This is a genomic window from Paenibacillus sp. BAC0078 (genome assembly GCF_054483875.1).
Window position 1 is genome coordinate 16,807 of record NZ_JBTLRW010000030.1, and the last position, 26,520, is coordinate 43,326.

General features: G+C 50.8%; 22 protein-coding genes. 15 read left to right on the forward strand and 7 right to left on the reverse strand.

The features are described 5' to 3' along the window. The first annotated feature begins 169 nt into the window (after positions 1–169). Complete coding sequence (locus tag ACX1DY_RS29705) at positions 170–871, forward strand: DUF1361 domain-containing protein (RefSeq protein ID WP_458967723.1); 702 nt, start codon at positions 170–172, stop codon at positions 869–871. On the opposite strand, the gene ACX1DY_RS29710 is transcribed toward ACX1DY_RS29705, so the two are convergent. Beyond that, entirely contained in the window at positions 847–1,188 is a 342-nt protein-coding gene (locus tag ACX1DY_RS29710; RefSeq protein ID WP_458967724.1) for an MGMT family protein, read from the reverse strand. The two genes, ACX1DY_RS29705 and ACX1DY_RS29710, sit on opposite strands and share 25 nt — an antisense overlap. Positions 1,189–1,634: 446 nt before the next feature. On the opposite strand from ACX1DY_RS29710, the gene ACX1DY_RS29715 reads away from it, so the two are divergent. From ACX1DY_RS29715 to ACX1DY_RS29745, 7 genes are all read left to right on the forward strand, one after another. Then, positions 1,635–3,182, forward strand: a complete 1,548-nt coding sequence (locus tag ACX1DY_RS29715) for a spore germination protein (protein WP_458967725.1) — start codon at positions 1,635–1,637, stop codon at positions 3,180–3,182. Beyond that, a complete protein-coding gene (locus ACX1DY_RS29720; protein ID WP_458967726.1) occupies positions 3,179–4,333 on the forward strand; it encodes a Ger(x)C family spore germination protein in 1,155 nt (384 codons plus the stop codon). Before ACX1DY_RS29715 ends, ACX1DY_RS29720 begins: the two co-directional genes overlap by 4 nt. Before the next feature lies 1 nt (position 4,334). Beyond that, positions 4,335–4,538, forward strand: a complete 204-nt coding sequence (locus tag ACX1DY_RS29725) for a hypothetical protein (protein WP_458967727.1) — start codon at positions 4,335–4,337, stop codon at positions 4,536–4,538. Positions 4,539–4,566: 28 nt separating this feature from the next. Beyond that, on the forward strand, positions 4,567–5,667 hold the full coding sequence (locus ACX1DY_RS29730) for a GerAB/ArcD/ProY family transporter (protein WP_458967728.1): 1,101 nt from the start codon (positions 4,567–4,569) through the stop codon (positions 5,665–5,667). Between the two features lie 103 nt (positions 5,668–5,770). Further along, the gene (locus ACX1DY_RS29735) at positions 5,771–6,067 is read left to right on the forward strand and encodes an antibiotic biosynthesis monooxygenase family protein (protein ID WP_458967729.1); all 297 of its coding nucleotides are present in this window, start codon (positions 5,771–5,773) and stop codon (positions 6,065–6,067) included. Positions 6,068–6,081: 14 nt separating this feature from the next. After that, positions 6,082–6,894, forward strand: a complete 813-nt coding sequence (locus ACX1DY_RS29740; protein WP_458967730.1) for a phosphotransferase family protein — start codon at positions 6,082–6,084, stop codon at positions 6,892–6,894. Between the two features lie 25 nt (positions 6,895–6,919). After that, positions 6,920–7,465, forward strand: coding sequence for a DUF1697 domain-containing protein (locus ACX1DY_RS29745; protein WP_458967731.1), 546 nt, complete (start codon positions 6,920–6,922; stop codon positions 7,463–7,465). A 14-nt stretch (positions 7,466–7,479) separates the two neighbouring features. On the opposite strand, the gene ACX1DY_RS29750 is transcribed toward ACX1DY_RS29745, so the two are convergent. Next, on the reverse strand, positions 7,480–8,163 hold the full coding sequence (locus ACX1DY_RS29750; protein ID WP_458967732.1) for a DUF554 domain-containing protein: 684 nt from the start codon (positions 8,161–8,163) through the stop codon (positions 7,480–7,482). A 58-nt stretch (positions 8,164–8,221) separates the two neighbouring features. Continuing rightward, positions 8,222–9,049 (reverse strand): MerR family transcriptional regulator, encoded by an 828-nt coding sequence (locus ACX1DY_RS29755; RefSeq protein ID WP_458967733.1) that lies wholly within the window; start codon positions 9,047–9,049, stop codon positions 8,222–8,224. A gap of 252 nt (positions 9,050–9,301) precedes the next feature. On the opposite strand from ACX1DY_RS29755, the gene ACX1DY_RS29760 reads away from it, so the two are divergent. The 3 genes from ACX1DY_RS29760 (at position 9,302) to galU (ending at position 13,531) form a co-directional block, all read left to right on the forward strand. Beyond that, the gene (locus tag ACX1DY_RS29760) at positions 9,302–11,500 is read left to right on the forward strand and encodes a glycosyltransferase family 39 protein (RefSeq protein ID WP_458967734.1); all 2,199 of its coding nucleotides are present in this window, start codon (positions 9,302–9,304) and stop codon (positions 11,498–11,500) included. A gap of 90 nt (positions 11,501–11,590) precedes the next feature. Beyond that, positions 11,591–12,574, forward strand: coding sequence for a glycosyltransferase family 2 protein (locus tag ACX1DY_RS29765; protein WP_458967735.1), 984 nt, complete (start codon positions 11,591–11,593; stop codon positions 12,572–12,574). Positions 12,575–12,595: 21 nt separating this feature from the next. After that, entirely contained in the window at positions 12,596–13,531 is a 936-nt protein-coding gene (gene galU / locus ACX1DY_RS29770; protein WP_458967736.1) for a UTP--glucose-1-phosphate uridylyltransferase GalU, read from the forward strand. Positions 13,532–14,199: 668 nt separating this feature from the next. On the opposite strand, the gene ACX1DY_RS29775 is transcribed toward galU, so the two are convergent. From ACX1DY_RS29775 to ACX1DY_RS29785, 3 genes are all read right to left on the reverse strand, one after another. Further along, positions 14,200–14,766 (reverse strand): FAD-dependent oxidoreductase, encoded by a 567-nt coding sequence (locus ACX1DY_RS29775; RefSeq protein ID WP_458967737.1) that lies wholly within the window; start codon positions 14,764–14,766, stop codon positions 14,200–14,202. Between the two features lie 86 nt (positions 14,767–14,852). Next, positions 14,853–16,622, reverse strand: coding sequence for a sensor histidine kinase (locus tag ACX1DY_RS29780; RefSeq protein WP_458967738.1), 1,770 nt, complete (start codon positions 16,620–16,622; stop codon positions 14,853–14,855). Then, entirely contained in the window at positions 16,619–17,305 is a 687-nt protein-coding gene (locus tag ACX1DY_RS29785) for a response regulator transcription factor (protein ID WP_458967739.1), read from the reverse strand. The genes ACX1DY_RS29780 and ACX1DY_RS29785 overlap by 4 nt, the downstream gene beginning before the upstream one ends. A gap of 280 nt (positions 17,306–17,585) precedes the next feature. Here ACX1DY_RS29785 and ACX1DY_RS29790 point away from each other — a divergent pair, with 280 nt between their 5' ends. Beyond that, positions 17,586–19,676, forward strand: coding sequence for a serine hydrolase domain-containing protein (locus ACX1DY_RS29790; RefSeq protein ID WP_458967740.1), 2,091 nt, complete (start codon positions 17,586–17,588; stop codon positions 19,674–19,676). A gap of 106 nt (positions 19,677–19,782) precedes the next feature. Here ACX1DY_RS29790 and ACX1DY_RS29795 read toward each other — a convergent pair whose 3' ends face one another. Further along, complete coding sequence (locus ACX1DY_RS29795; RefSeq protein WP_458967741.1) at positions 19,783–21,360, reverse strand: CIA30 family protein; 1,578 nt, start codon at positions 21,358–21,360, stop codon at positions 19,783–19,785. Positions 21,361–21,739: 379 nt separating this feature from the next. Between ACX1DY_RS29795 and ACX1DY_RS29800 the strand changes: the two genes are divergently transcribed. From ACX1DY_RS29800 to ACX1DY_RS29810, 3 genes are read left to right on the forward strand one after another with little or no spacing between them, the layout of a single operon-like run. Continuing rightward, on the forward strand, positions 21,740–22,903 hold the full coding sequence (locus tag ACX1DY_RS29800) for a glucose-1-phosphate adenylyltransferase (RefSeq protein WP_458967742.1): 1,164 nt from the start codon (positions 21,740–21,742) through the stop codon (positions 22,901–22,903). A 23-nt stretch (positions 22,904–22,926) separates the two neighbouring features. Continuing rightward, positions 22,927–24,030, forward strand: a complete 1,104-nt coding sequence (gene glgD, locus ACX1DY_RS29805) for a glucose-1-phosphate adenylyltransferase subunit GlgD (RefSeq protein ID WP_458967743.1) — start codon at positions 22,927–22,929, stop codon at positions 24,028–24,030. 39 nt (positions 24,031–24,069) lie between these two features. After that, positions 24,070–26,502, forward strand: a complete 2,433-nt coding sequence (locus ACX1DY_RS29810; protein WP_458967744.1) for a glycogen/starch/alpha-glucan phosphorylase — start codon at positions 24,070–24,072, stop codon at positions 26,500–26,502. Positions 26,503–26,520 lie beyond the last annotated feature (18 nt).

Sequence of the window (26,520 nt, forward strand, 5' to 3'; positions counted from 1 at the left end):
CCACCCGAATTTTTTTACATTAGCGTTTAATTAGGAACAGCAATCTTAAGCCCGGGCGCTCAGTCGTCCGGGTTTTTTATTCATGTCATATTTGTACAAGGCACGTAAATATTTGTACAATTACAGGAAGCCTGTACCGAATTCTTACGGATAAGGAGATTATACACTTATGAAGGAATTGAACTATTCCAGAGTATTTCTGCTTTTGGCGGGACTGACTCTAGCAACGCTCGCGGTCTACAGTGTAGTGTCGCAGCGGACGGATGACTATTTCAAATTCTTGATCTGGAATCTGTTTCTGGCCTGGCTTCCGTTTGTATTCTCTATGGCGGCCCATGAGCTGGATAAGAGGAAAGTCGGCGGACTGCTGGTGTTTCCGCTTGGCATAGCCTGGCTGCTGTTTTTTCCGAACGCGCCTTACATTATGACTGATCTGGTGCATTTGATGATGCGCAAAAATCTGTATTTCGTCGGGGGAACCGTTCAGAGCCGCTTCTGGTATGATCTGGTCATGCTGCTGCTGTTCACCTGGAGCGGCTGGCTGACGGGGTTCTTTTCCCTCTACCAGTTCCAAGCGGTCATTTACCGCAAAAGCAATCTGCTGTTCTCATGGATCTTCGTGCTGTTCGCCTGTGCACTGGGGGGATATGGTGTATTGCTTGGCCGGGTCTACCGGCTGAACAGCTGGGATGTGCTCACCGACCGGCATCAGCTATACCAGCTCGTTATGGACAGCCTCAACCGGCAGTCTGTCTTCTTCAGCCTGTTCACTGCCTGTGTGCTGCTGGCTATTTATGCGACGATGTACTGTCTGCTGAATGTGCTGGGCAAAGGGAGCGGACGCGCCTATTCCGGAGGCGGAAGAAAATAGTCTTCATCTGGCTCAGGGTGATGCAGGTAACGCTTAAGATCAATCACGCCTTTATCATCAAAAACGATTCCCTCGCCCAGCAAAAATAGCTGCTGCAGTGAGCTGGATTCATCATCGGTCAGAGCGATTCGCCCCTCAGCATTCACAACTCTGTGCCACGGCAGCTTGTATTTGCGGCTCATGGAATGGAGAATGCGGACGACCTGTCTGGCCGCCCGGGGACTTCCTGCCGCGCGGGCAATGCCTCCGTAGGTCATGACGCTGCCTTCGGGGATCGAGCGTATAACGGCGATAACTTTTTCTGTAAATGGTGTCATAACGGGCTCCTTTATTGCTGAGAAACAGGGGTAACTGCAGCTTAACTATATAAGTTGAACTTGAAAAATAAAAAGGGAAAAGTGTGGAGGGGAAGTTTGGAACTGGAGGAGCGAACGCGTCCGCCTTTGTCTCCGGATTTCATCCGCTTAGAGCGGTAAAAATCAAGAAATTCTTACGACAACAGCGGCCGGAAGTCCAAACATTCCCCGTAGCTACGCCCAGACCCTAATATAAAATCTGAAGTTTAACTTATACAACTAAATTATATCAACTGGAATACATGTTTTCTATTAGGGTATGAGAGTATTTCCGAAAGGCTCGTGAAGTTGCTTAGGAAGCAATTTACGGGTCTTTTTCTTGCAATACAGCAGCTAAATTATGGCGAATAGGAGTTAGGGAGTCGGGGGATAATCAGATCAAAAGTATTGTGTCAGGAGTGACTGCTGTGAGCAACACAGATGCTGCCCCAAACGGCGGACAGGCCGCCGGACAAATATCCTCTTCCCAGCCGCTTAGCCCCTCGCTCGATGAGACAGTGGCTCTGTTTCGGCGGATCTTCAGCGGCGACGGGACCCTGATAATAAGGGTGATTGAGAATAAGCATAGCACACCTGTACGCTGCGGCTTAATCTACGTGGACGGAATGATCAATAGAGAGCTTATACAGAACGGTATTACAAGGCCGGTGATGGCCTATGAATTCACGGAAGAAGAAAGCCGTAATCCCGCCGAGTTGATGGAGAAAATCCGTGCAGAAATTATTACCGTCAGTGACATTATAGTCTCGACTAAGCTTGACGAATTAGTTGGAGCCGTTGCAGGCGGCAGAACGCTTTTTTTACTGGACGGATACGCCGGAGCGCTGAACATAAATGCTCAAGGCTGGGAGACCCGGGCCATAGAAGAGCCTGAGACTGAAAAAGCAGTCCGGGGTCCGAGAGAAGGCTTTACAGAGTCACTGCTCATTAACCTGACGATGATCCGCCGTAAAGTTCTGAATCCCGATCTGAAGTTTGTTTTTAGTGAAGTCGGAACCCGCTCCAAGACAAAAACCTGTATCTGTTATATGGAGGGCCTGGCCTCGCCGGATATTCTCAAGGAGCTTCAGGAACGGCTGGCGAAGGTGGAAATCGACCATCTTTTGGACAGCGGCTATCTTGCGGAACTGATCCGCGACGAGCCCTATTCGCCCTTCGAGATGATCGGCAGCACTGAACGGCCCGATTCTGTGGTCAGCAAAATTATGGAGGGGAGAGTTGCCCTTCTGATTGAAGGCAGTCCATTTGCGCTGACACTGCCCTTTGTGTTTGTGGAGAATTTTCAAGCCAGCGAGGATTATTATATTAACTATTATTTCGCCTCCTTCAACCGGCTGCTGCGGGTACTGGGAGCCATCCTGTCGATCAGCATTCCTGCGGTCTATGTAGCGCTGGTTACTTACAGCCAAGAGATGGTTCCGACACCGCTTCTGACCAGTATTGCCACTGCGAGGTATTCGGTTCCTTTTCCCACAGTGGTTGAGGCTCTGATTATGCTGACCATATTCGAAGTTCTGCGTGAAGCGGGGGCGAGAATTCCGTCCTCCATTGGGCAGGCAGTCAGCATAGTGGGAGCACTGGTGCTCGGGCAGGCTGCTGTGGATGCGCGGATGGTCAGTGCGCCGATGGTTATCGTCGTAGGTCTTACCGGCATTACAACCTTGCTGAATCCAAGGCTTACCGGTCCATTGATCATAGTGCGGCTGGGACTGCTGCTCCTTGTCTTCTTCCTCGGGATATACGGATATTTCTTTGGACTGCTCGGCCTGGTAATTCATCTCATGAGCCTTCGCTCCTTCGGGGTTCCCTACATGCTTAGTGTAGGATCAATCCGGCCGGAGGATATTAAGGACACTGCCATCCGCGCCCCTTGGTGGGATATGTATCTGCGTCCGGCGATAATCGGTGTGCGCAATATAAAGCGGAAGCAGGCCAAGAAGGTTAGAAGGCCATGAGGCCAGTGCGGAGACTGTTGTCAGTGCTGTTCAGCGTAGTGCTCCTGCTTGGCATTAGCGGCTGCTGGGATTATGTCGAGGTTGATGATATGTCCATAGTGGCCGGCGTGGCCATCGACAAAAGCCAAACCAAAGGCAAGATGCTGCTAACGGCAGAGATGCTCGACACCAAGGGAGGGCTTGACAAGAATCAGCCGGGCTTCAAAATGCTCAGTCTTTCGGGCGGGACGATGTTCGAAATTGTCCGCGACATGATCTCCATGACCGGCAAGAAGCTGTTCTGGAGCCATGCCAAGGTGATTATCATCAGTGAGGAAATTGCGAGGGAAGGCTTAATTAAAGCGATTGACTGGTACAGCAGAGATACAGAAACAAGATCAGATGTATTTATATTTGTGTCAAATGAGAAGACTGCGAGTGAAATCCTGCATCTGAACAGTGCCACAGATTCCATCCTGTCGTTTGATTTAGCGCAAATGATGAGCGATGAGAAGTTCACCAGCACAGCCCCGGTTGTGGAAATATGGGATTTCCTCGACAAGCTGGAGACTTCGGGGAACCATGCGATAGCACCGCTGATCCATATCCATGAGAGTAACGGGAAAAAAATTGAGCGTGTAGACGGGTGTGCCATCTTTTCAAAGGACAAGCTGGTGGGCAAATTGAACGGTGATGAGACCAAAAGTATGATGTTTGCCAAAAATGACATCAAAGGAGGCGTGCTGGATGTGGCTGACGATCAGGGAATTCCCACCTACTCATTGGAGATATTATCAAACAGGACCAAGGTGAAGCCGAAGCTGACAGACGGCAAGCTTAAGCTGCAGATCAAGACGGTGACGCATACGAATCTCGATGAAGTGATGACCTCTGAAAACTTCTCTGAGAATAAACATATAACAGCCATTGAGAAACGCGCCGGCGAGAAATTGCAAAAGGAGATACGCTCTGTCATCCGGGGGGTTCAGCAGAAATATCATGCTGATATTTTTGGCTTTGGAGAAATCATTCATGAGCGCATGCCGAAAACCTGGGCCAAGCTGCAGAACAACTGGAATGAGGAATTCACTCATCTGGATGTCGAAGTAAGCTCAAAGGTCATTATTGAGAGCAGCGCCAAAACCTCGCGTTCCATCAGGTTAGGAGATTAGGATGGTCATTTACCTTGTGCTCATTTATGCCTTGGTCGTTATAGTTGATCCCTACGGACTGCTGAAGCAAGGGGGGAAACGGGATTTCTATGTGTGCTCTGTGCTCTGCCTTGTGTCCTTTTCCCTGGCGTTTGCCTTGTCCATGCATTGGGAGATTCCAAGTCCTTCGCCGCTGATTGTCAATTGGGTCAAAAAGCTATTCTAAGCCCGCGTTTCTGAAAGGGGGAGGACAGATGAGCAAGGAAAACATACCGGCAGGACAGGCTATAAGTATATGCATTCTGTTTATTATCGGCAGTTCTCTGTTTATGGGGGTCTCGGGACAATCCGGGAATAGCAGCTGGATTGCTCTGATATTTGCCATTTTGCTGGCGGTCCCCCTTATGCTCATCTACGCACGGCTTCATAAGCTATTCCCTGGCAAGGATCTGTACGACATGCTGATTACGGTGTTCGGAGCCATCTTTGGCAGGGTGCTCTCCTGTCTGTACATATGGTATGCCCTTCATTTGGGTGCGCTGGTGCTGCGGAATTTCGGCGAATTCGGCAAGAGTGTGGCCCTGACCTCAACGCCTATGCTTGTCCCGATGCTGGTGATCGGTCTGCTCTGTATTTGGGTTGTGAAGGCGGGACTTGAGGTGCTCGGGAGAAGCGCCAAGTTCCTGCTGCTGTTTACTGTCACCGTGCTTGTATTACTAGAGCTGCTGTCTATCCCAAAATTTCAATATCATCATCTATTGCCGGTTCTGGACAGCGGGTGGAGGCTTGTTGCTACGGATACAATCGGCACGTTCACCTTTCCTTTTGCGGAGCTTGTAATCTTCCTGGGTGCATTTAGTGTGCTGCCCAAAAAAGTATCCGCCAAGCGGGTTCTGGTAAGTGGTGTGCTGCTTGCGGGAGTCATTGTGATCTTTGTTACCCTGCGCAATTTGCTGGTACTGGGCCCGAATATTTTATCAAGCCTGTATTTCCCCTCGTATGTAGCCGTCAGCAGGATCAATATAGGCGATTTCCTAACGAGAATTGAAGGTTCGTCGGCGGTTTTATTTGTCACGGCACTTTTTGTGAAGGTGAGCTTATGTCTGTATGTAACCTGCAATGGGGTAGCTAAAGTGTTCAAGCTGAGCAGCTACCGCTCCGTAGTGCTGCAGATGGGCCTGATTATGGTCTATTTGTCGGATTTCATCTACGAGAATATTATGCAAATGGAATATTTCGCCTACCATATCTATAAGATTTACGCTCTTCCGTTTCAGCTGGTTATTCCTGTGTTATTATGGATCACCGCAGAAATTCAGGCCCGAAGCGCCAAGCGGGCGGCTCCACAGCAATAGGCCTGCTTACCGCTAACTCAGCTTTCCGTGGTATGATCGGGGGGGATAAGTCAGGAACGAGCACCATGATACCGGGAAAATATACAGCAAGGAGATGATTGTTATGATTCTGGAAGCAGCCATGCTTCAGGTAAAGCCGGGGCTTGCCGGTCAGTTTGAACAGAGTTTTAAGGAAGCGTCCGTGCTGATTGCCTCCATTGAGGGGTATTTAGGCCATGAGCTGCAGCATTGTCTTGAGGACGATCATAAATACCTGCTGCTGGTAAAATGGCGCAATCTTGAGGATCATACCGTAGGATTCAGAGAATCCGGCCAATATCAGGAATGGAAGGCGCTTTTGCATCATTACTACAGCCCGTTCCCGGTAGTGGAGCATTTCACTCGTATCAATCTGGAGTAGATGGGGGAAGTAGCGTGCAGGGGAAAAGAATAGGAGAAGGCAGAACCGCTGAGGTGTGGGAGCATGGAACCGGGGCGATTCTGAAGCTTTACCGGGATAATATTCCGGAGCATCATGTGGAACACGAATATAAGATCAGTACATATGTGCATGGGCATAATGTCCAGACCCCGCAGCCCATGGAGCTTATTACATCAGAGGGCCGCAAAGGCATTGTATTCCAGCAGATTCATGGCCGGTCTATGCTTAAGCTGATTAGCGAGAAGCCGTGGAAGCTTGGCGGGTATGCCCGGCAGATGGCGGCACTTCATTATGAGCTGCATAAGCTTGAAGGCCCGGAGGGATTGGGACGGCAGAAGGAAGCTCTGCACAAAACCATTATTGCCGCGCCCATGCTCACGCTGGAGGAGAAAACGGCTGTGCTGGGTGAGCTGGAGAAGCTGCCTGAGGGAGAGCGGCTGCTGCATGGTGATTTCCACCCCGACAATGTGCTAATGGGTGAGCAAGTCTGGATCATCGACTGGATGACAGGAATTTCCGGCAATCCTGCCGGGGATGCGGCACGAACCGTGGTGATGCTCAGTATGGGAGCCGTTCCGCCGGGGGCATCCTGGTTAACCAGGATGATGATAGCTTTTATGAGGCAGAGGCTCACTAAAGGATACATTCGGGAATACCTCAAATTATCGGGCTGCTCATACGCTGAGATCAATGCCTGGGTGCTGCCGGTAGCGGCGGCAAGGCTGGTTGAAGGAATTCCGCCTGCGGAAAAAGAGCAGCTTGTCCGTGAGATCCGCAGACGTTTGAGTTCTATATCGACCCCTTAATATGGTTAAGGAAAGAAGGTGCGCTATGAATACCTATATTGCGCTGCTGAAAGGCATCAACGTTGGCGGCAACAAAATCATCAAAATGCAGGCGCTGAAGGCCATGTTCGAGTCGCTCGGATATGACCGGGTCCGAACCTATATCCAGAGCGGAAATGTAGTGTTTGAGAGTGGAGACACCGACAGCGATGCGCTTGCGGAGATCATTAGCAGACAGATCATGGAGACGTTCGGATTTGATGTTTCCGTACTGATCCGCAGTCTGGAGCAACTGGAAACGGTGATCGCAGGCAATCCGTTTGAGATTTTTGAAGAAGAGGCTTATAAGCGGCTGTATGTTTCTTTTCTGGAAAAAGAGCCTTCGGAGGAGGCGCTGGAGCAGCTTCAGCCTTATGCTGATGGTGCGGACAAGCTTATTGTAGCCGGGAGGGAAATGTACACCCTGTATGAGGTGAGTGTAAGCAAATCCCCGCTGTTCAAGGTTCCGCTGGAGAAGCTGCTGGGCACGTCCATCACCGCACGCAACTGGAATACGGTGAATAAACTGGCCGCGCTGGGCCGGAGTGAATAGCCGAGATAACTGTATCACATACCTATTACATTTTTGAGTAATATAAATACAACCGGTATCATTAGTGCGGGAATTAAATTCATCGTCTTGAAGTTTTGTATACCAAGAATGTTTAAGCCAGAGCAAAATATCAGCACTCCGCCAACAATGGATGTCTCAGTCAAAAGCTCTGGTGTGATGAAACCTGATAAAGCATTTGCCAGAAGGTACAGCAGCCCTTGCCAACAGAAGAGTACTGCTGCAGACCAAATGATTCCAATACCAAATGTAGATGCCAGTACAATCGAAGTAACCCCGTCAAGAATAGCATTAGTGAATAAATACGTATGATTCCCGTGTAAAGCACTCTCTATTGGTCCCAGTATAGACATTGTTCCTAAGCAAAATAACAGTATCGCTGTTGATAACCCCTCTGCTAGATTTCCTTTTGAGATTCTGGTAACCACATTCTTAAATCGTTGCTCCAAATTAAGCGTCTGACCAATAACACCACCAAGTGCTAAGCTCACAATAAACAATACGGGATACTGGCTGGCCGACATATACGTGACGAGCGAGTGGATGCCAAGGGCAGCCGCTGCAAGTCCCATTGCCTGCATCAGAATATTTTGGTAAGACTCGTTCAGACCTTTCTTAAAAAGACTTCCGGCTACGCAGCCTGCAATAATAGTTGATACATTAACAATCGTTCCAATCATTGTTGCTCTCTCCTATAATTCTGTTTTAAACAGAATAAACCCTCCAGCGGCTGGAGGGTCAATGCTTATGCACCGGCATTTGAATTTCTGTAACGAATTTGGAGGCGTCCTGCGTAATTCCATAATCAATATATGTAATTTCAAGCGCATCGTCCGTTAAAATGTATCTCTCCCCGTTTGCATATGCCAGCAATTTTTCGTAATACGGCGATGCGTCTGCATGCGTGCCTACAAAACGAATTGTCAGGTATTTTTGCTTAGGGAGCAATTTTGCAGTGGAATCCAAACGTTTAGGCTCATCCGGTTCCACGAACATGAATAAAGAATGGTATTCTTCGAAATTCCTTTCCTGCAAGCTTGTGACTGAGATCGTCAAACCTACCTGGCCCAAGAAAATACTGGACTTCATATTGCTGCTGTTTTCTAAAATGCGAATGGGCATTTCCAGATTATCGCTTTTAAGAATCCTTTGTTTAAGCATAATGATCATTCGTTCCGGAAGCTGCACTTCCCGGATTCTCAAAAGATCTTCTACTTTGGACACATCTTCAATCTGCCGGATACGGTTATTAATTTTCTGCCCAATCTGTTCGAACTCACGAATCTTCTCTTCTGTTCTTCGCTGTTGTTCCTTCAATAAAGCTAGAATATGCTGGATATCCCGCTGGTCTATAAACTGCTTGATTTCTTTTAGAGGAATATTCAACGCTTTGAGGTAAAGTATTGTGTTCAAGCGCTCGAATTGTTCGATAGAGTAGTACCGGTAGCCTGTTGCATCGTCAACAAATGCTGGCGTGAACAGATGGATTTCATCATAGTAACGCAGCGTCCGGATATCAATCTGAAAGAGCTTTGACATTTCGCCGATTAAAAACATATTACTCATGCTTCCCCCGCTCCTTTCGAATCGTCCACATATAATATAGCTCATTTATATCAAAGAATGGACATGAACTCAGCATAAGACTGATTCATGTCCATTTTTTTGGCGTGTCGGCATCATCCGGGTTAGCCCGGGTTTCAGCAAACATTCAGCTTGATTTCATTATGGGTTAAGGTACGGGTGCAATAATACACCTAAGTAAAGCTGGACCGGGGGGGAGCACTGCCGGACTAGATGGATGGGGAGTGGAGTGAGATGAAACTGATTAAAAAGCTGGGTTCCGATGTTGTGCTGCTTGTCATCCTGCTGCTTGCAGCCTTTCTGTACGGGTATGGAATCTGGAATGATCATTATGTAAACACGTACTATACAACGGCGGTAGGGAGCATGCTGCAGAGCTTCCACAATTTCTTCTTCGCCTCGCTGGACTCGGCGGGCTCGGTAACGGTCGATAAGCCGCCAGTCACCTTCTGGATTCAGACGCTCAGCGCTCTGATCTTCGGACTGCACGGCTGGAGTGTTATTCTGCCGCAGGCGCTGGGCGGCGTTGGCTCGGTTCTGCTGGTGTATCTGCTGGTGAAGCCGACCTTCGGCAGAACGGCGGCGCGTCTGGCCGCACTCACAATGGCCTCGACACCGGTAGCTGCTGCTGTCAGCAGAACGAACAATATTGATGCCATGCTGGTATTTACACTGCTACTGGCAGCGTGGTTTCTGTTCAAGGGAACAAAGCGCAACAAAACCGGCAGCCTGCTTGCCGCATTTGCACTTATTGGCGTGGGCTTCAACGAAAAAATGCTTCAGGCCTACATGGTATTGCCTGCATTTTACCTCTTTTATATTCTGGCAGCGAAAGTGAACTGGAAGAAAAAAACCGGGGTGCTGGCAGCCTGCACGGCAGTGCTGCTGGCAGTCTCCCTGTCCTGGGCGGTGATCGTGGATTCGATCCCGGCCAGCAAACGCCCTTATATGGGCAGCAGCGGCACCAACTCTGTACTGAACCTGGCTTTTGGCTACAACGGGGTATCGCGTTTGACCGGTGACCGCAGCACAGGCGGCAGCGGCGGAGGCGGCTTCCCCGGAGGCGGCGGGGGGATGTTCGGTGGCGGTGAAATGCCGGCATGGAACGGCGGCGAGATGCCGGCCATGAATGGCGCTGGAGGCCAAGGGATGATGAACGGCACTGACGGCCAGGGTGCTGCCGGCGGTCAAGCGGGCAATGGCGGTCAGCCGCCGGGGCAGACTCCAGGCGGAACGGATGACGGATCAACTGGCCGTGGACAGGCCGCAGGTGACGGCGGAATGCAGGGCCAAGCCTCCGGCGGACGAACGGACAGAGAGGGCCGCGAGTTCGGCAGAGGCCAGGGCGGCCAGTTTGAAGGCGGTCCAGGCGGGATGAACCGTGGCGGCGGAATGTTCAATACAGGCACCGCAGGTCCGCTGCGCTTGTTCCAGTCGGCGTTGTCCGGTCAAGCCAGCTGGCTGCTGCCCTTCCTGCTGTTCGGCTGCATTGGGATTTTTGCCAGCCTGCGCAGAAGGAACTTTACCCAGAAGCATAAAGAAGCGCTGTTCTGGCTGGCCTGGCTGGTGCCGGTTATGGGATTCTTCAGCATCGCCGGATTTTTCCACCAGTACTATCTGATTATGATGGCTCCGCCGATTGCAGCGCTGGCCGGCGCAGGCTGGCTGCAGCTCTGGACCTATTATAAGGAACGTTCAACCTGGCTGTCATGGCTGCTTCCGGCGGCAACGCTCGCAACGGCTGTGTTCCAGTGGTACATTATTCATCCGTATGACGATAAGATCGGAAGCGGCTGGTCCATTGGTGTACTTGCGGCAGGAATCGCGGCTTCCTTGCTGCTGCTCATCCTTCGGATACTGAAAGGCAAAGAGAAGCCGCTGATTCATGCGGCGGCTGTGCTTGGATTGCTGGTGCTGCTGATCGGACCTACGTACTGGGCGTTTACGCCGATAACGTACGGCTTGAACAGCATGACCCCGGCGGCTGGCCCGGACAGCGACAGTGGTTTTGGCGGCATGGGCGGCGGAGGCGGCAGTGGCGGTGGTGGCAGAAATAACACCGCAGGTGTCAACGAGAATCTGCTGGCCTACCTGAAGGAGCATAATACGGGCGAGAAGTATCTGTTCGCAGCTATGGATTACGGAACGGCAGGCCCGTATATCATCGACAAAGGCGAATCGGTAGTCATTCTTAACGGGTTCAACGGCTCGGATGTACCGTATACCACCGATACGCTGAAGGCGCTGGTGGCCAGCGGCAAGGTGAAATATTTCCTCGTCACCACCGGCGGCATGGGCGGCGGCGGACGCGGCGGCAATTCAGAAATTACCAGCTGGATAACGGAGAACGGGACAGTGGTTCCGACCGCAGATTGGCAGGGAACAGAGACAGGTATCAATGGCGGAACCTTGTATGAGGTTACGGTGAAATAGGATGTCGTTCAGCAGGCTGTACATGAAGCGCGCCGCAGAAGCTTTTACGGCAGGCGCGCTTCAATATTTATATTTAAGGAGGAGCTGCTCATGAGCACCAGCGTGCGCTATTCCGTAGTCATACCAATGTATAACGAAGAGGCGGTTATTCAGGAGACCTACCGGCGGATTAAGAAAGTGATGGGAACGACAGGAGAACCCTATGAACTGCTGTTCGTGAATGACGGCAGCACTGACAACTGCGCGCAGATGATTGAGGAGTACAGCTACTGGGATGAGAGCGTGAAGCTGATCGACCTGTCCCGCAACTTCGGTCACCAGATTGCCATTACCGCTGGTATGGATTATTCGCTGGGCGATGCGGTGGTCATTATCGACGCTGATCTGCAGGACCCGCCGGAGCTGATTCTGGATATGATCCAGGAATGGAAACAAGGCTATGAGGTCGTGTATGCCAAACGCATCAAGCGGAATGGAGAATCCCTGTTCAAAAAGTGGACCGCAAGCGCCTTTTACCGGGTGCTGCGCTATTCCACGGACATTTCGATTCCTGTCGATACCGGCGACTTCCGCCTGATTGACCGCAAGGTGTGCGAAGAGCTGAAACGGCTGCCGGAGAAAAACCGCTTTGTACGCGGCTTGGTAAGCTGGGTAGGCTTCCGCCAGAAGGCTATCGAATATGAACGTGATGAACGGCTGGCCGGAGAAACCAAATATCCGCTGAAGCGCATGATCAAGCTGTCGCTGGACGGCATCACCTCTTTCTCCTATAAACCGCTGAAGCTGGCGGGATATCTGGGAGGACTTCTGTCCGCAGGCGGGTTTCTGTACCTTATGTATGTGTTGTACCTGGCTCTGTTTACGGACTCTGCCGTTAAGGGCTGGGCGTCCATGATCGGCATTACGCTGACCTTCAACGGATTCGTGCTGATCATGCTGGGTATCCTGGGCGAATATGTCGGCCGGATCTATGACGAGACCAAGCGGCGTCCGCTCTATATCGTTCAGGAAATCTACAGCGGCAAGAAACAGCAGAACGTGACTGAGCAGAGAGTTGCGCAGCTGAATAAATAACAGGCAAGGGAGGGGTTCATTATGAAAATTAGAAAAGCCGTCATTCCCGCTGCCGGACTGGGTACGCGTTTCCTGCCAGCCACCAAAGCGCAGCCGAAGGAGATGCTGCCCATCGTCGACAAGCCGGCGATCCAGTATATTGTTGAGGAGGCGGTCCGCTCCGGCATTGAGAGCATTATTATTGTGACCGGCCGCAATAAGAAGTCGATTGAGGATCATTTTGACAAGTCGGTGGAGCTGGAACAGACCTTACTGGACAAGGGGAAAATGGACTTGCTCCGCGAGGTGCAGGGAATCAGCGCGCTGGCCAGCATCCATTATATCCGGCAAAAAGAGCCGCTCGGTCTCGGCCATGCCATCCTGTGCGCAGAGCAGTTCATCGGCGACGAGCCGTTTGCCGTGCTGCTAGGCGATGACATCATGGTCTCCGAGCCTCCGGCGCTCTCGCAGATGATGAAGCTGTACGAGCAGTCAGAGCAGACGATTGTCGGTGTGCAGCAGGTACCCAGATCAGAGGTAGGCAAGTATGGGATTATCGCCTCCGGCGGCTCTGTGAAAGGTGTGCATGTGGTGAGCGGATTGGTGGAAAAGCCTGCTCCGCAGGCTGCGCCTTCAACGAACGCGATTATGGGGCGTTATATCCTGCAGCCCTCGATCTTCTCAGTGCTGAGCAGGCTGGAGCGCGGGGCCGGAGGCGAATACCAGCTGACCGATGCGCTGCATGAGGTGTGCCGCAGCGAAGGATTGCTGGCGCTTGATCTGCAAGGCAAGCGCTATGATATCGGTGACAAATTCGGCTATATCCAGGCGACGCTGGAGATGGGCCTGCAGCGTGAAGAACTGCGGCCGCTGCTGCTGCCGTACCTGCGGGAGCTGCTCGGGAGCCTCGGCGACGGTGTGGAAGCGCAGGCGGTGCTGCAGTTCCCGGGGGCAGGCGCAAGCAGCCGGAGGAACTGATGGACGGCCACGGACAATTGACATCTAACCGCATAAGGCGGTTTCGGAGGAGCATGGCTGGCAGCTAATGATCATCTGGAACGGTCTTATGTGCCGTCTGCGCGAAGTATGTCTTCCTGCTAGGGCGTCTGGAGCTGCCCGTAGCCACCCGCCGCCGCCCTGTCTCTTACTCTCGCTGAAGAAAGTTAATTGTGTTAATTGCGCCGTCCCGGCTAAAATTTGTTTTACTGCTGTGTTGCCCGAAGCTGCCCGTAGCCACTGCCGTCACTCGCAGCCAACCGCCGCCACTCGCCGCAGCCCTGCTCTGAACCTCTCTGGAAAGTTAATTGTACTTACTGCAGCTATCTGGTGCGAAAATGTCTGAACGCAGAGTTTAGCTGTACTTCATACAATTAAAAATCAGGAGAGAGGGTATTTTAGCGGAAATCAGCAAATATAAGTGTACGAACTGCAACTAAAGCTTTGTTAGGCGAAAAAAGTGAGGATTTAAGTGTACGAAGTACAACTATCTCGCTCAACCTTTTCTTAGCTACTTCATCATGCCGGATCAGCGAATTAACCTGCGTGCGGGACGAACAAAAAAGGCCAACCCGAAAGGTTGACCTAATGATACGAGCCTGCCGCCCACCGGCAGGAGACCTGCTTCAGCGCAGCCTAAATCACCCTGCCTAAGCCTTCAGCACATCATGATCGACGTATCTAGCACCGTTCAGCTCGCTAATGACATTAACGGCGACCTTCGCGCCGTCTCCGGCGGTGATGATGGCGTGTACGCTTACTCCGGCTGCCGTTCCTGCTGCCCAGATGCCTTCGACGTTGGTTTTGCCTTGCGCATCAACCGCTACAACCGTTTTGATTCTCGGTTCAGTGCCGTCTTTGGTGTCCACTCCAGCTTTGGCAGCAAGGTCTGTCAGCACGCCTGTAGCGAGAATGACATGTTTCGCTTCATAAGTGGCGCCGCTCTCAGTCTCGATTACGAAGCCTTCGCCTTTTGCGGCCAGGTTCACCGCTTGATCCGCCACCAGCTCCGCACCAAATTTGACCGCCTGCTTGTGGCCGGTTTCCACCAGATCAGGACCGCCGATTTCGGCGATGCCGTAGTAGTTCTCATACCAGCCTCTGCGTGTCATACCTTTGTCGTTGTCGACCAGCAGCGTTTTTTTGCCCGCCTTTGCGGCGAACAGGGCTGCGCTTGCGCCGGCAGGGCCGGCTCCGATTACGGCGATTTCATACATAAGATCAACCTCCTGTAGACTAAAAGTTTGGATAAGCGCTATCCATCAATTCACTTACTATTATAACGTTAATTACAGCTCAATAGCTAATGAAGCAGGCAGGGAAGGTTAACCTTGAAGGCCGTGCCCTCTCCGGGAACGCTCTCCACACGGATATCCCCGCTGTGCGCTTCCACAATTGATTTCGTAATGGACAGGCCGAGACCTGAACCGCCGTATTTGCGCGTGCGTGAGGAATCGCTGCGGTAGAACCGGTCAAAGACATGAGGGATATGCTCGGCCGCGATCCCTGAGCCATTGTCCCGCACAACCAGCTCAGTTTCCGTGCCGCAGGCATGCAGCGAGATATGAATAGTCCCTTTCTCCGCATCGGTATGCTGCACCGCATTGTGAAATAAGTTAAGAATAACCTGCTTCAGCTTGTCGGGATCATACATTCCTCGGATACCGGAGGATATATCAAAAGTCACCTTGCGGTCACCGGAGAGCAGCAGAAGCTGGGGCTGCATCTCAGTGATAACTTCCCCCAGCAGCAGGTTTTTGACATTAAGCTGCGGTGCTCCGTCCATTCGGGCCAGCAGCAGCAAATCCTCAACCAGCTTATTGATGCGTTTGGACTCGCCATGCATGCTGGTCAGCGCGCTGTAGAGCTGATCTTTGTTATCTGCCGCCCCGCGCAGCAGCACCTCCAGAAATCCGTGAATGGAAGTCAGCGGCGTTCTCAGCTCATGGGAAGCATCGGCGGCGAAACGGCGCATTTGCTCCTTGGCTTCACGTTCATTGTGAAAAGAAATCTCCAGCCGCTCCAGCATTCCGTTAAACGAACTGGATAGCTTATCTATCTCCGACTGTCCCTGATTCACCGGGAAACGCTCATTCAGATTGCCCGCGTCGATGATCTGTGCAGCTTCTCCCATCTTGGATAAGGGAACAAGCGTCTTCCGCAGCGCAGGCAGATACAGCAGCAGTCCAGCCAGCAAGGCTACCACCGACAATGCGGCAAAAATCAATAGCTGCTGCATGATTACATCCCTCAGGGGACCCGTTTCGACACTCATCTGCAGCAGCATTTTGGCTTCCCCCGGTTTGCCGAGATTCATAAATACGGCCAGGTGCTCTCTCCCATCTGCCGCTGTAATGAGCCTGTACTTGCCGGAAGCCTTGTCTGTGGTGTGCTTCAGCAGCTCATTGTATTCAGCACTCGATAATCTGGGGGCGACGGAATCAGACAGCGTTTCCTCCTGAAAATCCTTGAAAGTGCCGTCCGAGCTGTAAATCGCGAGGGTCGTATGGGCATCCAGCAGCAGCGGGCGTCTGTTCCCGGAGCTGCGCATGCTGCCGGGAGGGATGTTCTCAGGGGTTTCACCGCCACCCAGTCCGCTCCCTAAAGGCGGCAGTCCGGGAGCGAGCGAGTTCGGAGCGCCGCTGTCTGTTGCACTGCCGCCGCCGGGTACGGAAGTACCCGAACCACCGGAACCGTTCGAACCGCTCGTAGCACTCGAATCACCCGAATCACCCGCCCTGCCCGTTCCGCTCGTCCCGCCCGTGCTGCTACCCGGAGCTGCACTTCCTGCATTCGACTTGCTGGTATCCTTGCTGTTCGCTTCTGTTCCCGCCCCGTTATTCGCATTGAAAGCAAACGAATTAAAAAACAATTCACGCGGCACGGAGCGGATCTGCGTTTCCATCGACTCTGCTCTGTTGCTGTAAATGAAATCCCGCATTAGCACATACTGCAGCACTCCGATCAGGAGGAGCAGTCCCGACAGGATCAGCAGCGAGATGGCGAGCAGTTGCTTGCGCAGGGAACGCGGCGCCGGAAATTTGCCGAAGAGGCTTTTGGCGCGGGCGATCATATCAGATCCACACGATATCCCGCACCGCGCAGCGTGCGGATAATCCGGTGCTCCTTATCGCCGAGCTTCTCGCGGAGGGAGCGGATGTAGACCTCGACGATATTTTCCTCACCGCCGAAATCATAGCCCCACACCTTGTCCAGAATCATCGGTTTGCTTAACACCAGACCATGATTGATCACAAGATATTGCAGCAGCTCATACTCCGTAGGAGACAGCTCCAGCACCTCGTCCTTGTGGCGGATTTCCTTGCGGCGCCCGTCGATGCGGAAGGGGCCGCAGCGTACTTCGCCGAGCAGTCCCGGGAACTGGTTGCGCAGCCGCGCCTGAATCCGGGCCAGCAGCTCGTCGAAGCTGAACGGCTTCACCATATAGTCATCGGCTCCGATGGACAGCCCTTTGACACGGTCATCCACTTCGTCTTTTGCAGTAAGCATAATCACGGCAATTTCCGCTTCTTCCGAGCGGAGGTACCGGCATACCTCGAATCCGTCCATGCCCGGCATCATCACATCGAGAATGGCCACATGCGGCTTGAATTCAGCAGCAACCGCTATGGCGCTGACTCCGTCCGGCGCGGTTCTTACTTCAAATCCCTCATTGATCAGGCCCAGCTCCAGGAACTGGAGAATATGAGGCTCGTCATCGACGAGCAGCAGTCTTACACCTTGGGCAGCCTTCATTGTCTGTTCCTCCAAATCGGTAATAGTTAGCTACATTATGACATACCACGTTGAATGTTTGCTGAAGATGTTCGGTAGTGAAGCGAGAAGGAGCAGCATCATTTTTAGACCGGCAGCTTTTTTTTACCTGTTCATATTCCGTTCATACTGTCGTCATTGGGGGGACATCTTGGTTGGTTATGCTGCCTTTAGCGCTCCCTTTAAGATAGATCAACCATATATGAAGACAGGAGTGGATGTGAGAGTGAACCCAAGAGAGGTAATAAAAATGAGGATAAGCATGAGTGCTGCCAGAAAAAGAAATTCTATAGCTGCGGCAGCTCTTGTGCTGACGATGCTTGCTCCAATGTCTGCAATGGCCGCACCGGCTGCACAATATACCAGTCCTCCTGCTTATGCTGCAACCCAAAAAATAGCTGCAGAAAAAGCCGCCCTGCTGACAAAAACATACGGCATCCCAAGTGTGCAATATGCGCTCATTGATGATGGAGAAATTGTGGTCTCAGGCCAGGCAGGCAAAAATGACCTGAACGGCAAAATCCCTCTTACTTCAAATACGCTTTACGGGATAGGTTCAACGAGCAAAGTAGTGCTCACGGCTGCTGTGATGAAGCTTGTAGATGAAGGTAAAGTAGACTTGGATCTCCCCGTTGTGAACTATATTCCTGAATTCAAGATGAAGGACAACCGTTACAAGCAGATCACACCACGCATGCTGCTCAATCATTCCTCCGGTCTTCTCGGTAAAGCGGGCCCTAATGTGGCCTTGTATGATGATAATGATACTTATGCACATGATAACTTGCTGGCGCAATTGGCGACTCAAAGCCTAAAGGCAGATCCTGGGGCATTCTCGGTCTATTGTAACGATGGTTTTACATTGGCTGAGATTCTGGTAGAAAGAGTTAGCGGCATGGGCTTTACAGCATTTATACACAAGTATTTCACAGAGCCTCTGGCAATGAATCATACAAAAACTCCGCTGGATGCTCCGAATGTAACAGAAATGGCCGGTATCTATTCCCCTGCGTACAAGGGACAACTCCCCGTTGAGAATTATAATATTATCGGTACCGGCGGTATCTACTCAACTGCTGAAGATCTCGTTAAATTCTCACAGATTTTCACGGAAAAGAACAAGGGCATTCTGTCTAAGAAGTCGGTAACAGCCATGGAACAAGAAGAGTATAAAAGAGGGATGTGGCCGGAAGATAGCGATGAGTCTTTTGCATACGGATTAGGATGGGATAGTGTGAACCTGTTTCCATTCAACCAATACGGGATTAAGGCACTAACCAAAGGTGGAGATACAATGTCCTATCATTCATCATTAGTTGTGCTCCCGGAATTGAACATGGCTGCGGCTGTGATCTCTTCTTCAGAGGGTTCAAGCCTAGTCACCCAAATGTTGGCGAATGAACTGCTGCTTAGTACACTTCAGGAGAAAAAGGTCATTCAGAAACTGAAGCCGGATAAATCATATGGTATACCTGTAAAAGCGGATATGCCGCAGGAACTGTCCCGGTATGCCGGTATTTATGGCGGTTCCACTATGTTAAAGGTAGAGATGAGTACTGCGGGAGTACTGTCAGTATTCACAATTGACGCTCCGGACAGTCCTGCCCAAAAGTATACGTATACGGCTGATGGCTCTTTTGTAAATAAAGAAGGCACCGAAAAGATAAAATTTGTTGTGGAGAAAAATGGCCGTACCTACTTGTGGTCCCGTTCATATATAAGCGTACCAGGGCTTGGACAAACGGCTACCTCGGAGTACAGTGCTGAGAAACTTGAAACCAATGAATTATCCAAAGAGGTTACTGCCGCATGGAAAAAGCGCGAAAATAAAAAATATTACTTATTAAGTGAGAAATATTCGTCGATGTTATACCAATACGGTTTGCCGGCTGTACCCATTTATACAAGTAAGGATACTCCGGGTTATGTATTTAATTTAAAGATCGTAGGGGCAAACCAGGCAGTGAACCAGCAGCAAATCCCTGGAATAGCAGGTCGGGATAATATGGAAATCAATCTTTTCATGAAAAATGGAGTGGAGTATTTTACGTTAGCAAGCAGTCTTTACGCCAGTGAGGAATACGTGAAGCCCCTCTATTCAGGCACACAATCTGCAACTACGATCCCAGTGGACGGTCATGCCAAATGGTTCTCAGTTCCGGCTGCCGCCAAAGGTAAGCTAATGACAGTTAAATTACCTGCGAATAGCGCATTTGCTGTATATGATCAAGCAGGGAATTGTATAAACCACTCTGTGGTCAGCGGTAAGAATCAAGTCTTGTTGCCAGAGGATGGCAGGATCGTTTTTGCCGGCAAGGCCGGTTCCAAGTTTGTCATTTCATTAAAAAAATAAGTCATTTGATATATCGTGAGCAAAAAGCGACCACTCCCCGGCTGGACACCGGGTTGCAGTCGCTTTTTTTCATCTGAGCGGTCTATTCGTTATTCGGATTTTTCACTCATTGAGGCAGCCCTATAAGTTTGATGTTATCAACCACAACGGTCCCGGATCCTGTATTGTATTGCAGAATCTGAATGTTCTTTAGCTTGTTCAGGTTAAGCTTATCATTAGCGTCTTCACCCGGGGGCTGATAATCCACTCTTTTGGTGAACTTGCTGAACGGAATCACAATAGTGCTCCAATTATTGGAGGAGCCGCGAATGGTATATTTCCAATTTTCACCGTCTGACGTTTGATCGGTTCCCTTTTCAGTAAGTATGACATTAAAAATCACATTGGATTGCGCTTTTACATCGAGGGATAGGCTAACCCAGGAAGACCAGTCCGCATTCACATCACGCGTTACTCCCCAATAGCCCCCGTCGCTGCCTGTGAACTGCACCTGCATTGCTTTCCCGGTATTTCCGTTGACCAGAGAGTGGGCCACTGTAGCGCCGCTGCCTTGATAGCTGCTCCATTGCAGCTGCCCTTCAAACGAATCGAACAGCTGTGATCCAACGGAATACACCGGAGGTTGCCCCGGATCATCAGGAACGGTTACCGGATCTGGCCAAGTGAAGGTTCCCTTCTGCAATATCGCCCGAAGTGTCGGCTGATTAAAGGTTCGCTGGTTACGGTCATACAGCTTGAACCAGCCTTCATCATCCCATACCGAGAGGGCGAAGCCATTGTGCTCGGCTGCGTCGGATACATAATCGTACCATTTCAGGCGGGACTGGCTGTCACTCTCCACTTTCACTCCATACTCCCCCAGGTACACAGGAATATGATTCTTATCGGACCATTGCTTCACCTTGTCAAAAGCTTTGCGGATTTGAGTCATATCGTTATCAGTTCCCCATGTTCCGGTTGACTGATGTGTGAAGTCATACGGATCATAATAGTGGAAGGTAGCTATCACATACGGGTCGTTCGGAATTTGCAGGTTGTAGACCATTGCACGCCAGGAATTCCAAAAGCCTGCTCCAATAATGACATTGCGAGTAGGGTTGGTTTGCCGAATAATAGATAATATTCTTGTATTCATATCGTTTATTTCCGAGTCCAGAATATTGCCATGCGGCTCGTTCAGAACCTCAAACAGCAGATTGTCCGACTTGTACTTGAACCGGTCTGCAACCTGCTTCCAGATCATCTCCAGTCTTTGAATATTGCCCGAGTAATTATCCATGACCCATTCATCATGATGCGCGTCAATAATGGTGATCAGCCCCCGTGAAAGCGACCAGTCAACAACCTGCTCAACCCGGTTCAGGAAGGCGGGGTTAATGGTGTACGGATACTGCTTGCTTACATGATTATCCCAGCGGATTGGGATTCGCACATTCTTGAAGCCTGCGGCTTTATAATCATCAAAATAATATTCGCGGGCCGCAGTAGCCCACTCCCCTTCATAGGGGGGCTCCAGGGTGTTCCCCATATTGATGCCGTTGCCCATACGTTGAATCATGCTGTAGGCACTGACTGCGCCCGACCTGCTGTCTTGCTTTGTTTCCCCCGCCGAATAGATGGCAGCCGGAAAGAAAGCGGTAACAAGAACAAACGCTAACATAGAAAGCAGCAACCTTTGTTTCATAATCCTTCCCCTCTCATCATTGGATTCGGGATAACAGCCGTCATCCCCTCTATCCAATACAATTCAATATATTCCCCTTAATTCCTTCTAATATTTTACATAAATATAAATTTTTGATTTCGTATTTTAAGGTTTTCGAATAAGGCAATAAAGGGTTTTGACGGCGGCTATAGAACACTTTACAATAAGGATACATACAGGTCTTGAGTCTTATCTTTGGACCTGGTGAACTGTCCCGATTCCATCGGTTTCCCCGTTTTTGACCTTATCACATTTCCTGTCAAGATCATCTCTTTTGCTGCACCTCTTTCTGAAATTTCTATTCAACCAATCTGATTTATTACATGCTTCAATACCCATAAGTCAAGGAGGCTCTTCCATGATGAAAAAAGAAATGGTAGCCATGCTATTGGCGGGAGGCCAAGGGAAAAGGTTGAAGGGATTGACCAAATCACTCGCTAAGCCCGCTGTTTATTTTGGGGGGACCTACCGGATTATCGACTTTCCCTTGAGTAACTGCTCCAATTCAGGTATTGATACAGTGGGTGTGCTGACGCAATATGAGCCGCTTGTGCTGCACTCATACATTGGAGTAGGCAGTGACTGGGATTTGAACCGCAAGGATGGCGGTGTATTCGTGTTGCCGCCGCATGAACGGGAGAACGGAAGCAGCTGGTATCGGGGAACGGCAGACGCGATTTACCGTAATCTTAAATTTGTTGACCAATTTGACCCGGAGCATGTACTTATTCTGTCCGGCGACCATATCTATAAAATGGACTACAACGCAATGCTGCAATACCACAAGGCGAGAAATGCCGACTGCACGATATCGGTCATTGATGTCCCTCTGGAGGAGGCCAGCCGGTTTGGCATACTCAATACGGAGGAGGATCTGAAGATTTACGAATTTGAGGAAAAGCCAGCCAAACCTAAGAGCACACTGGCATCTATGGGTGTCTATATTTTCAAATGGGAGGTTCTTCGCAAGCATCTGCTGGAGGACGGGGAGAACGCAGGCTCCTCCCATGATTTCGGCAAGGACATCATTCCGCTCATGCTGGAGGACGGTCAGTCCCTGTACGCTTATCCTTTTGAAGGGTACTGGCGGGATGTCGGTACGGTGACAAGTCTGTGGGAAGCCAACATGGATCTGCTGTGCGATACCCCGCCGCTGAATTTGAATGATCCGGGCTGGCGCATCTTCACCCGCAATCCGAATCAGCCGGCGCAGTATGTGGCTCCCGGAGCGAAGGTATCGGGCTGCATTATCAATGAAGGCTGCATCGTTCGCGGAGAAGTGAAGCATTCGGTGCTCTTCTACGGGGTGGAAGTGGGCGAAGGCAGCGTGATTACCGATTCGGTCATTATGCCCAAGGTCAAAATCGGCAAGAACGTCAGAATTCACAAAGCCATCATCAGCGAAAACACGGAAATTGAGGATTATATGGAAATTGGTATCGAGCGGGAGAATGAGGATGAAATTCTGCTGATCGACAACCGGAGCAAGAAACGGAAAAGCATTGCGGCCAAAACCATATAACCAGCAGAGGACGGTGGATTCGGATGAAACAACTGATGGGCGTCATTAATCTTGACCATGAACTGGATAAACTAAACGAGCTGACCTATTTCCGCTGTGGCGCGGCCGTGCCTTTTGCCAGCCGTTACCGGCTGATTGATTTTGTCCTCTCCAATATGATGCGGGCGGAGCTGGAGAGCGTGGGATTGTTCGTCCGCCGCAAATACCGCTCCCTGATGGACCATCTTGGCGACGGCAAGTCATGGGATATGAACCGCAAGCATGGAGGATTGTTCATCCTGCCGCCCGACTGGAATGATCCGACGGATACTTCCCTTGGGGATCTGCAGCATTACCATAACAATCTCGATTTCTTCAAAAGGGCTTCAGCCAAATACATTGTGTTCTCCGGCAGCCAGCATATTAACACTGTTGATCTTCAGGAGGTGTACCAATATCATCTCGAGCAGGAGGCCGACGTAACCCTGGTTTACAAAAAAATAGACCAGCTCCAGCCGGAGCATGATCTGTGCCTGCGCGTTGAGGTGAACGAAGAGAATGCCGTAACGGAGATTCATCATGAGAAGGACCATCCGAATGTGTATCTGGATATTTTCATTATGGAGAAAAAGCTGTTTTTGGAGCAGGTGGAATACTGCATTGCTCATGGGGAAAGCTATTTCTTTCGCGATGTCATCCAGAAGAACCGCCACAAGTTCAAAATCGCCGCCTATGAGTATACCGGCTACCATGCGGTAATCAACTCTCTGGAGAGCTATTATAAGAACAGCTTGAGCCTGCTCCAGCAGGATAATTATTTCGGACTGTTCAAGGAGAATCAGGTGCAGACTAAGATTAAATATGAAGCCCCGACCCGGTATCTGGACAGCGCGGAGGTCAGCAACTCGCTTGTCGCCAACGGCTGTATTATCGCCGGAACGGTGGAGAACAGCGTGATTTTCCGGGGAGTGCAGATCCGCAAGGGGGCGCGCATTATCAACTCTGTTATTATGCAGAAATGCGTAATCGAAGAGAATGCCGTCATCGAAAATGTCATCATGGATAAAGACGTGCATTTGAGCAAGGACAGGATACTTGTCGGAGACAGCAAACGCCCATTTGTGATTGCCAAGAGCAGCAAAATCTAAAAGCAATTAAAATAAGCATTTGTCAGGAGGAACCTGCTGTTGTTCAACGATAAAGAGACTTTCAAACAAGTGTTCCGCGAGACACTCATCGGAAAATTGGGCAAGCCGCTGGAAGAAGCATCTAACGCCGATATTTACAACATTCTCGGCAATATGATCCGCGAGAGCGCGGGCAAAGATTGGGTGGAAACCAACCAGAAACTAAAAGCCGATAAGGATAAGCAGGTATACTATTTTTCAATGGAGTTTCTGATCGGCAGGCTTCTTGGCAACAACCTGCTTAATATGGGCGTGCTTGAGGTTGTACGGTCAGGACTTGAGGAGCTGGGGTTCTGTCTCCGGGATGTCGAAGAAGAGGAAGCGGACGCGGGCCTCGGCAATGGCGGTCTGGGCCGCCTTGCCGCCTGCTTCATGGATTCGCTGGCCTCCCTGCAATATGCGGGGCATGGCTGCGGCATACGTTATAAATACGGCCTGTTCGAGCAGAAGATCATTGACGGGTATCAGGTGGAGCTGCCCGATAATTGGCTGCAGAATGACAACGTATGGGAAGTGAGACGTGAAGACAAACAGGTGGAAGTCCGGTTCTGGGGACATGTTGAGACCTCTGCAAAGGACGGGGAGCTTGTCTTCGAGCACAAAGACTATGAAGCGGTGCGCGCGGTTCCTTATGATGTTCCGATTATTGGGGCAGACCGCAGGCATGTGAATACGCTGCGCAACTGGAGCGCAGAGTCCATTACCCAGCCTTCGAGAATGTTCGGTTCGCTGGCAGGAAGCGATTATCACAAGTTCCTGGAATACAAGCGTTCGGTGGAGTCGATCTCGGAGTTCCTGTATCCCGATGATTCGGAGTATGAGGGCAAGCTGCTCCGTTTGAAGCAGCAGTACTTCCTCTGCAGCGCGGGACTGCAGAGCATTCTGCGGACCTACAGCAAGACGGGACTTCCGATTGAGCAGCTACCGGACAAAGTAGCCCTGCATATCAATGATACGCATCCCACGCTGGTGATCCCTGAGCTGATGCGAATCCTGATGGATGTGCATGAACTGGGCTGGGATAAGGCCTGGAGCATGACCACCCGCATGGTCTCTTATACCAACCATACCATTCTCAGCGAAGCGCTGGAGAAATGGCCGCTCGGGATGGTCCGGGAGCTGCTGCCGCGTATCTTCCTCATTATCGAGGAGGTCAATGCCCGGTTCTGCGGCGAGCTGATGAGCAAGTATCCCGGGGACCAGAACCGGATTAATCAAATGGCGATCATTCATGACGATCAGGTACGGATGGCCAATCTGGCAGTTATAGCCAGCCATAGCGTCAATGGAGTTGCTGCATTGCACACAGAAATTTTGAAAAAACGCGAAATGCGCCTGTTCAATGAGATGTATCCGCACCGGTTCAATAACAAGACGAACGGCATCACCCACCGGCGCTGGCTGCAGCATGCCAATCCCGAGCTGGCCGGACTGATCAATGATTCCATCGGCACCCGCTGGGTTCATCATCCGCAGGAGATGATCGGTCTGATCAAGTACAGTGAAGATGCCTCCTTCCAGGAGCAGGTGGCCGGGATCAAACGCCGTAACAAGGTGCGTCTCTCAGAGTATATTGCCGGCAAGCATGGCGTGCAGGTTGACCCGGACTCGATCTTCGATGTGCAGGTCAAGCGGCTGCATGCCTACAAGCGCCAGCTATTGAATGTTCTGCATATTATGCACCTGTACAATCAGCTGAAGGACAACCCTTCAATGGATATTGTGCCGCGCACCTTTATCTTTGGCGCCAAGGCGGCGCCGAGCTATCACCTGGCGAAGCGGATAATTAAGCTGATTAACACTGTGGCGGATGTCGTCAACAAAGACCCGGACATCAAGGGCAAGATCCGTATTTTCTTCCTGGAAAATTACTCGGTCTCGCTGGCAGAGAAGATCATTCCGGCCGCCGATGTCAGTGAGCAGATTTCTACAGCGAGTAAGGAAGCCTCCGGCACCGGCAACATGAAGTTTATGATGAACGGTGCGCTGACCATCGGCACAATGGATGGGGCCAACGTGGAAATGCATGAAATGGTGGGAGACAACAATATGTTCCTATTTGGTCTGCGGGCCGAGCAGGTCATGGATTACTACCAGTTTGGCGGCTACCACGCACGCGATATTTACAATGGAGACTCCCGTGTGAAGGAAGTGCTGGATCAACTGGTTACCCCGGGTCCTATCTGCTGTCACACCCAGGAGTTCGAGACATTGTACCAGTCGCTGATCGACAACAATGACGAGTTCTTTGTGCTCAAGGATTTCGCTTCTTATGTCGAGACGCATGTCAAGATAGACCTGGCCTATCGCAACCGTAAGGAATGGCTGAAAAAGTCGATTATTAATATTGGACACTCCGGCAAGTTCTCCAGTGACAATACGATCAGCCGCTACGCTGCCGAGATCTGGAACATCAGTCCGGTCCGGCGGTAAGCTTGAACTGTTCCCGTA

Coding starts and splice junctions, on each gene's coding strand:
- ACX1DY_RS29710 (WP_458967724.1), bottom strand. CDS start 1,188: ATGACACCATTTACAGAAAAAGTTATCGCCGTTATACGCTCGATCCCC.
- ACX1DY_RS29745 (WP_458967731.1), top strand. CDS start 6,920: ATGAATACCTATATTGCGCTGCTGAAAGGCATCAACGTTGGCGGCAAC.
- ACX1DY_RS29795 (WP_458967741.1), bottom strand. CDS start 21,360: ATGAAACAAAGGTTGCTGCTTTCTATGTTAGCGTTTGTTCTTGTTACC.
- ACX1DY_RS29720 (WP_458967726.1), top strand. CDS start 3,179: ATGAGGCCAGTGCGGAGACTGTTGTCAGTGCTGTTCAGCGTAGTGCTC.
- ACX1DY_RS29780 (WP_458967738.1), bottom strand. CDS start 16,622: ATGATCGCCCGCGCCAAAAGCCTCTTCGGCAAATTTCCGGCGCCGCGT.
- ACX1DY_RS29725 (WP_458967727.1), top strand. CDS start 4,335: ATGGTCATTTACCTTGTGCTCATTTATGCCTTGGTCGTTATAGTTGAT.
- ACX1DY_RS29750 (WP_458967732.1), bottom strand. CDS start 8,163: ATGATTGGAACGATTGTTAATGTATCAACTATTATTGCAGGCTGCGTA.
- ACX1DY_RS29735 (WP_458967729.1), top strand. CDS start 5,771: ATGATTCTGGAAGCAGCCATGCTTCAGGTAAAGCCGGGGCTTGCCGGT.
- ACX1DY_RS29775 (WP_458967737.1), bottom strand. CDS start 14,766: ATGTATGAAATCGCCGTAATCGGAGCCGGCCCTGCCGGCGCAAGCGCA.
- ACX1DY_RS29755 (WP_458967733.1), bottom strand. CDS start 9,049: ATGAGTAATATGTTTTTAATCGGCGAAATGTCAAAGCTCTTTCAGATT.
- ACX1DY_RS29765 (WP_458967735.1), top strand. CDS start 11,591: ATGAGCACCAGCGTGCGCTATTCCGTAGTCATACCAATGTATAACGAA.
- ACX1DY_RS29790 (WP_458967740.1), top strand. CDS start 17,586: ATGAGTGCTGCCAGAAAAAGAAATTCTATAGCTGCGGCAGCTCTTGTG.
- glgD (WP_458967743.1), top strand. CDS start 22,927: ATGAAACAACTGATGGGCGTCATTAATCTTGACCATGAACTGGATAAA.
- ACX1DY_RS29730 (WP_458967728.1), top strand. CDS start 4,567: ATGAGCAAGGAAAACATACCGGCAGGACAGGCTATAAGTATATGCATT.
- ACX1DY_RS29785 (WP_458967739.1), bottom strand. CDS start 17,305: ATGAAGGCTGCCCAAGGTGTAAGACTGCTGCTCGTCGATGACGAGCCT.
- ACX1DY_RS29760 (WP_458967734.1), top strand. CDS start 9,302: ATGAAACTGATTAAAAAGCTGGGTTCCGATGTTGTGCTGCTTGTCATC.
- ACX1DY_RS29800 (WP_458967742.1), top strand. CDS start 21,740: ATGATGAAAAAAGAAATGGTAGCCATGCTATTGGCGGGAGGCCAAGGG.
- ACX1DY_RS29705 (WP_458967723.1), top strand. CDS start 170: ATGAAGGAATTGAACTATTCCAGAGTATTTCTGCTTTTGGCGGGACTG.
- galU (WP_458967736.1), top strand. CDS start 12,596: ATGAAAATTAGAAAAGCCGTCATTCCCGCTGCCGGACTGGGTACGCGT.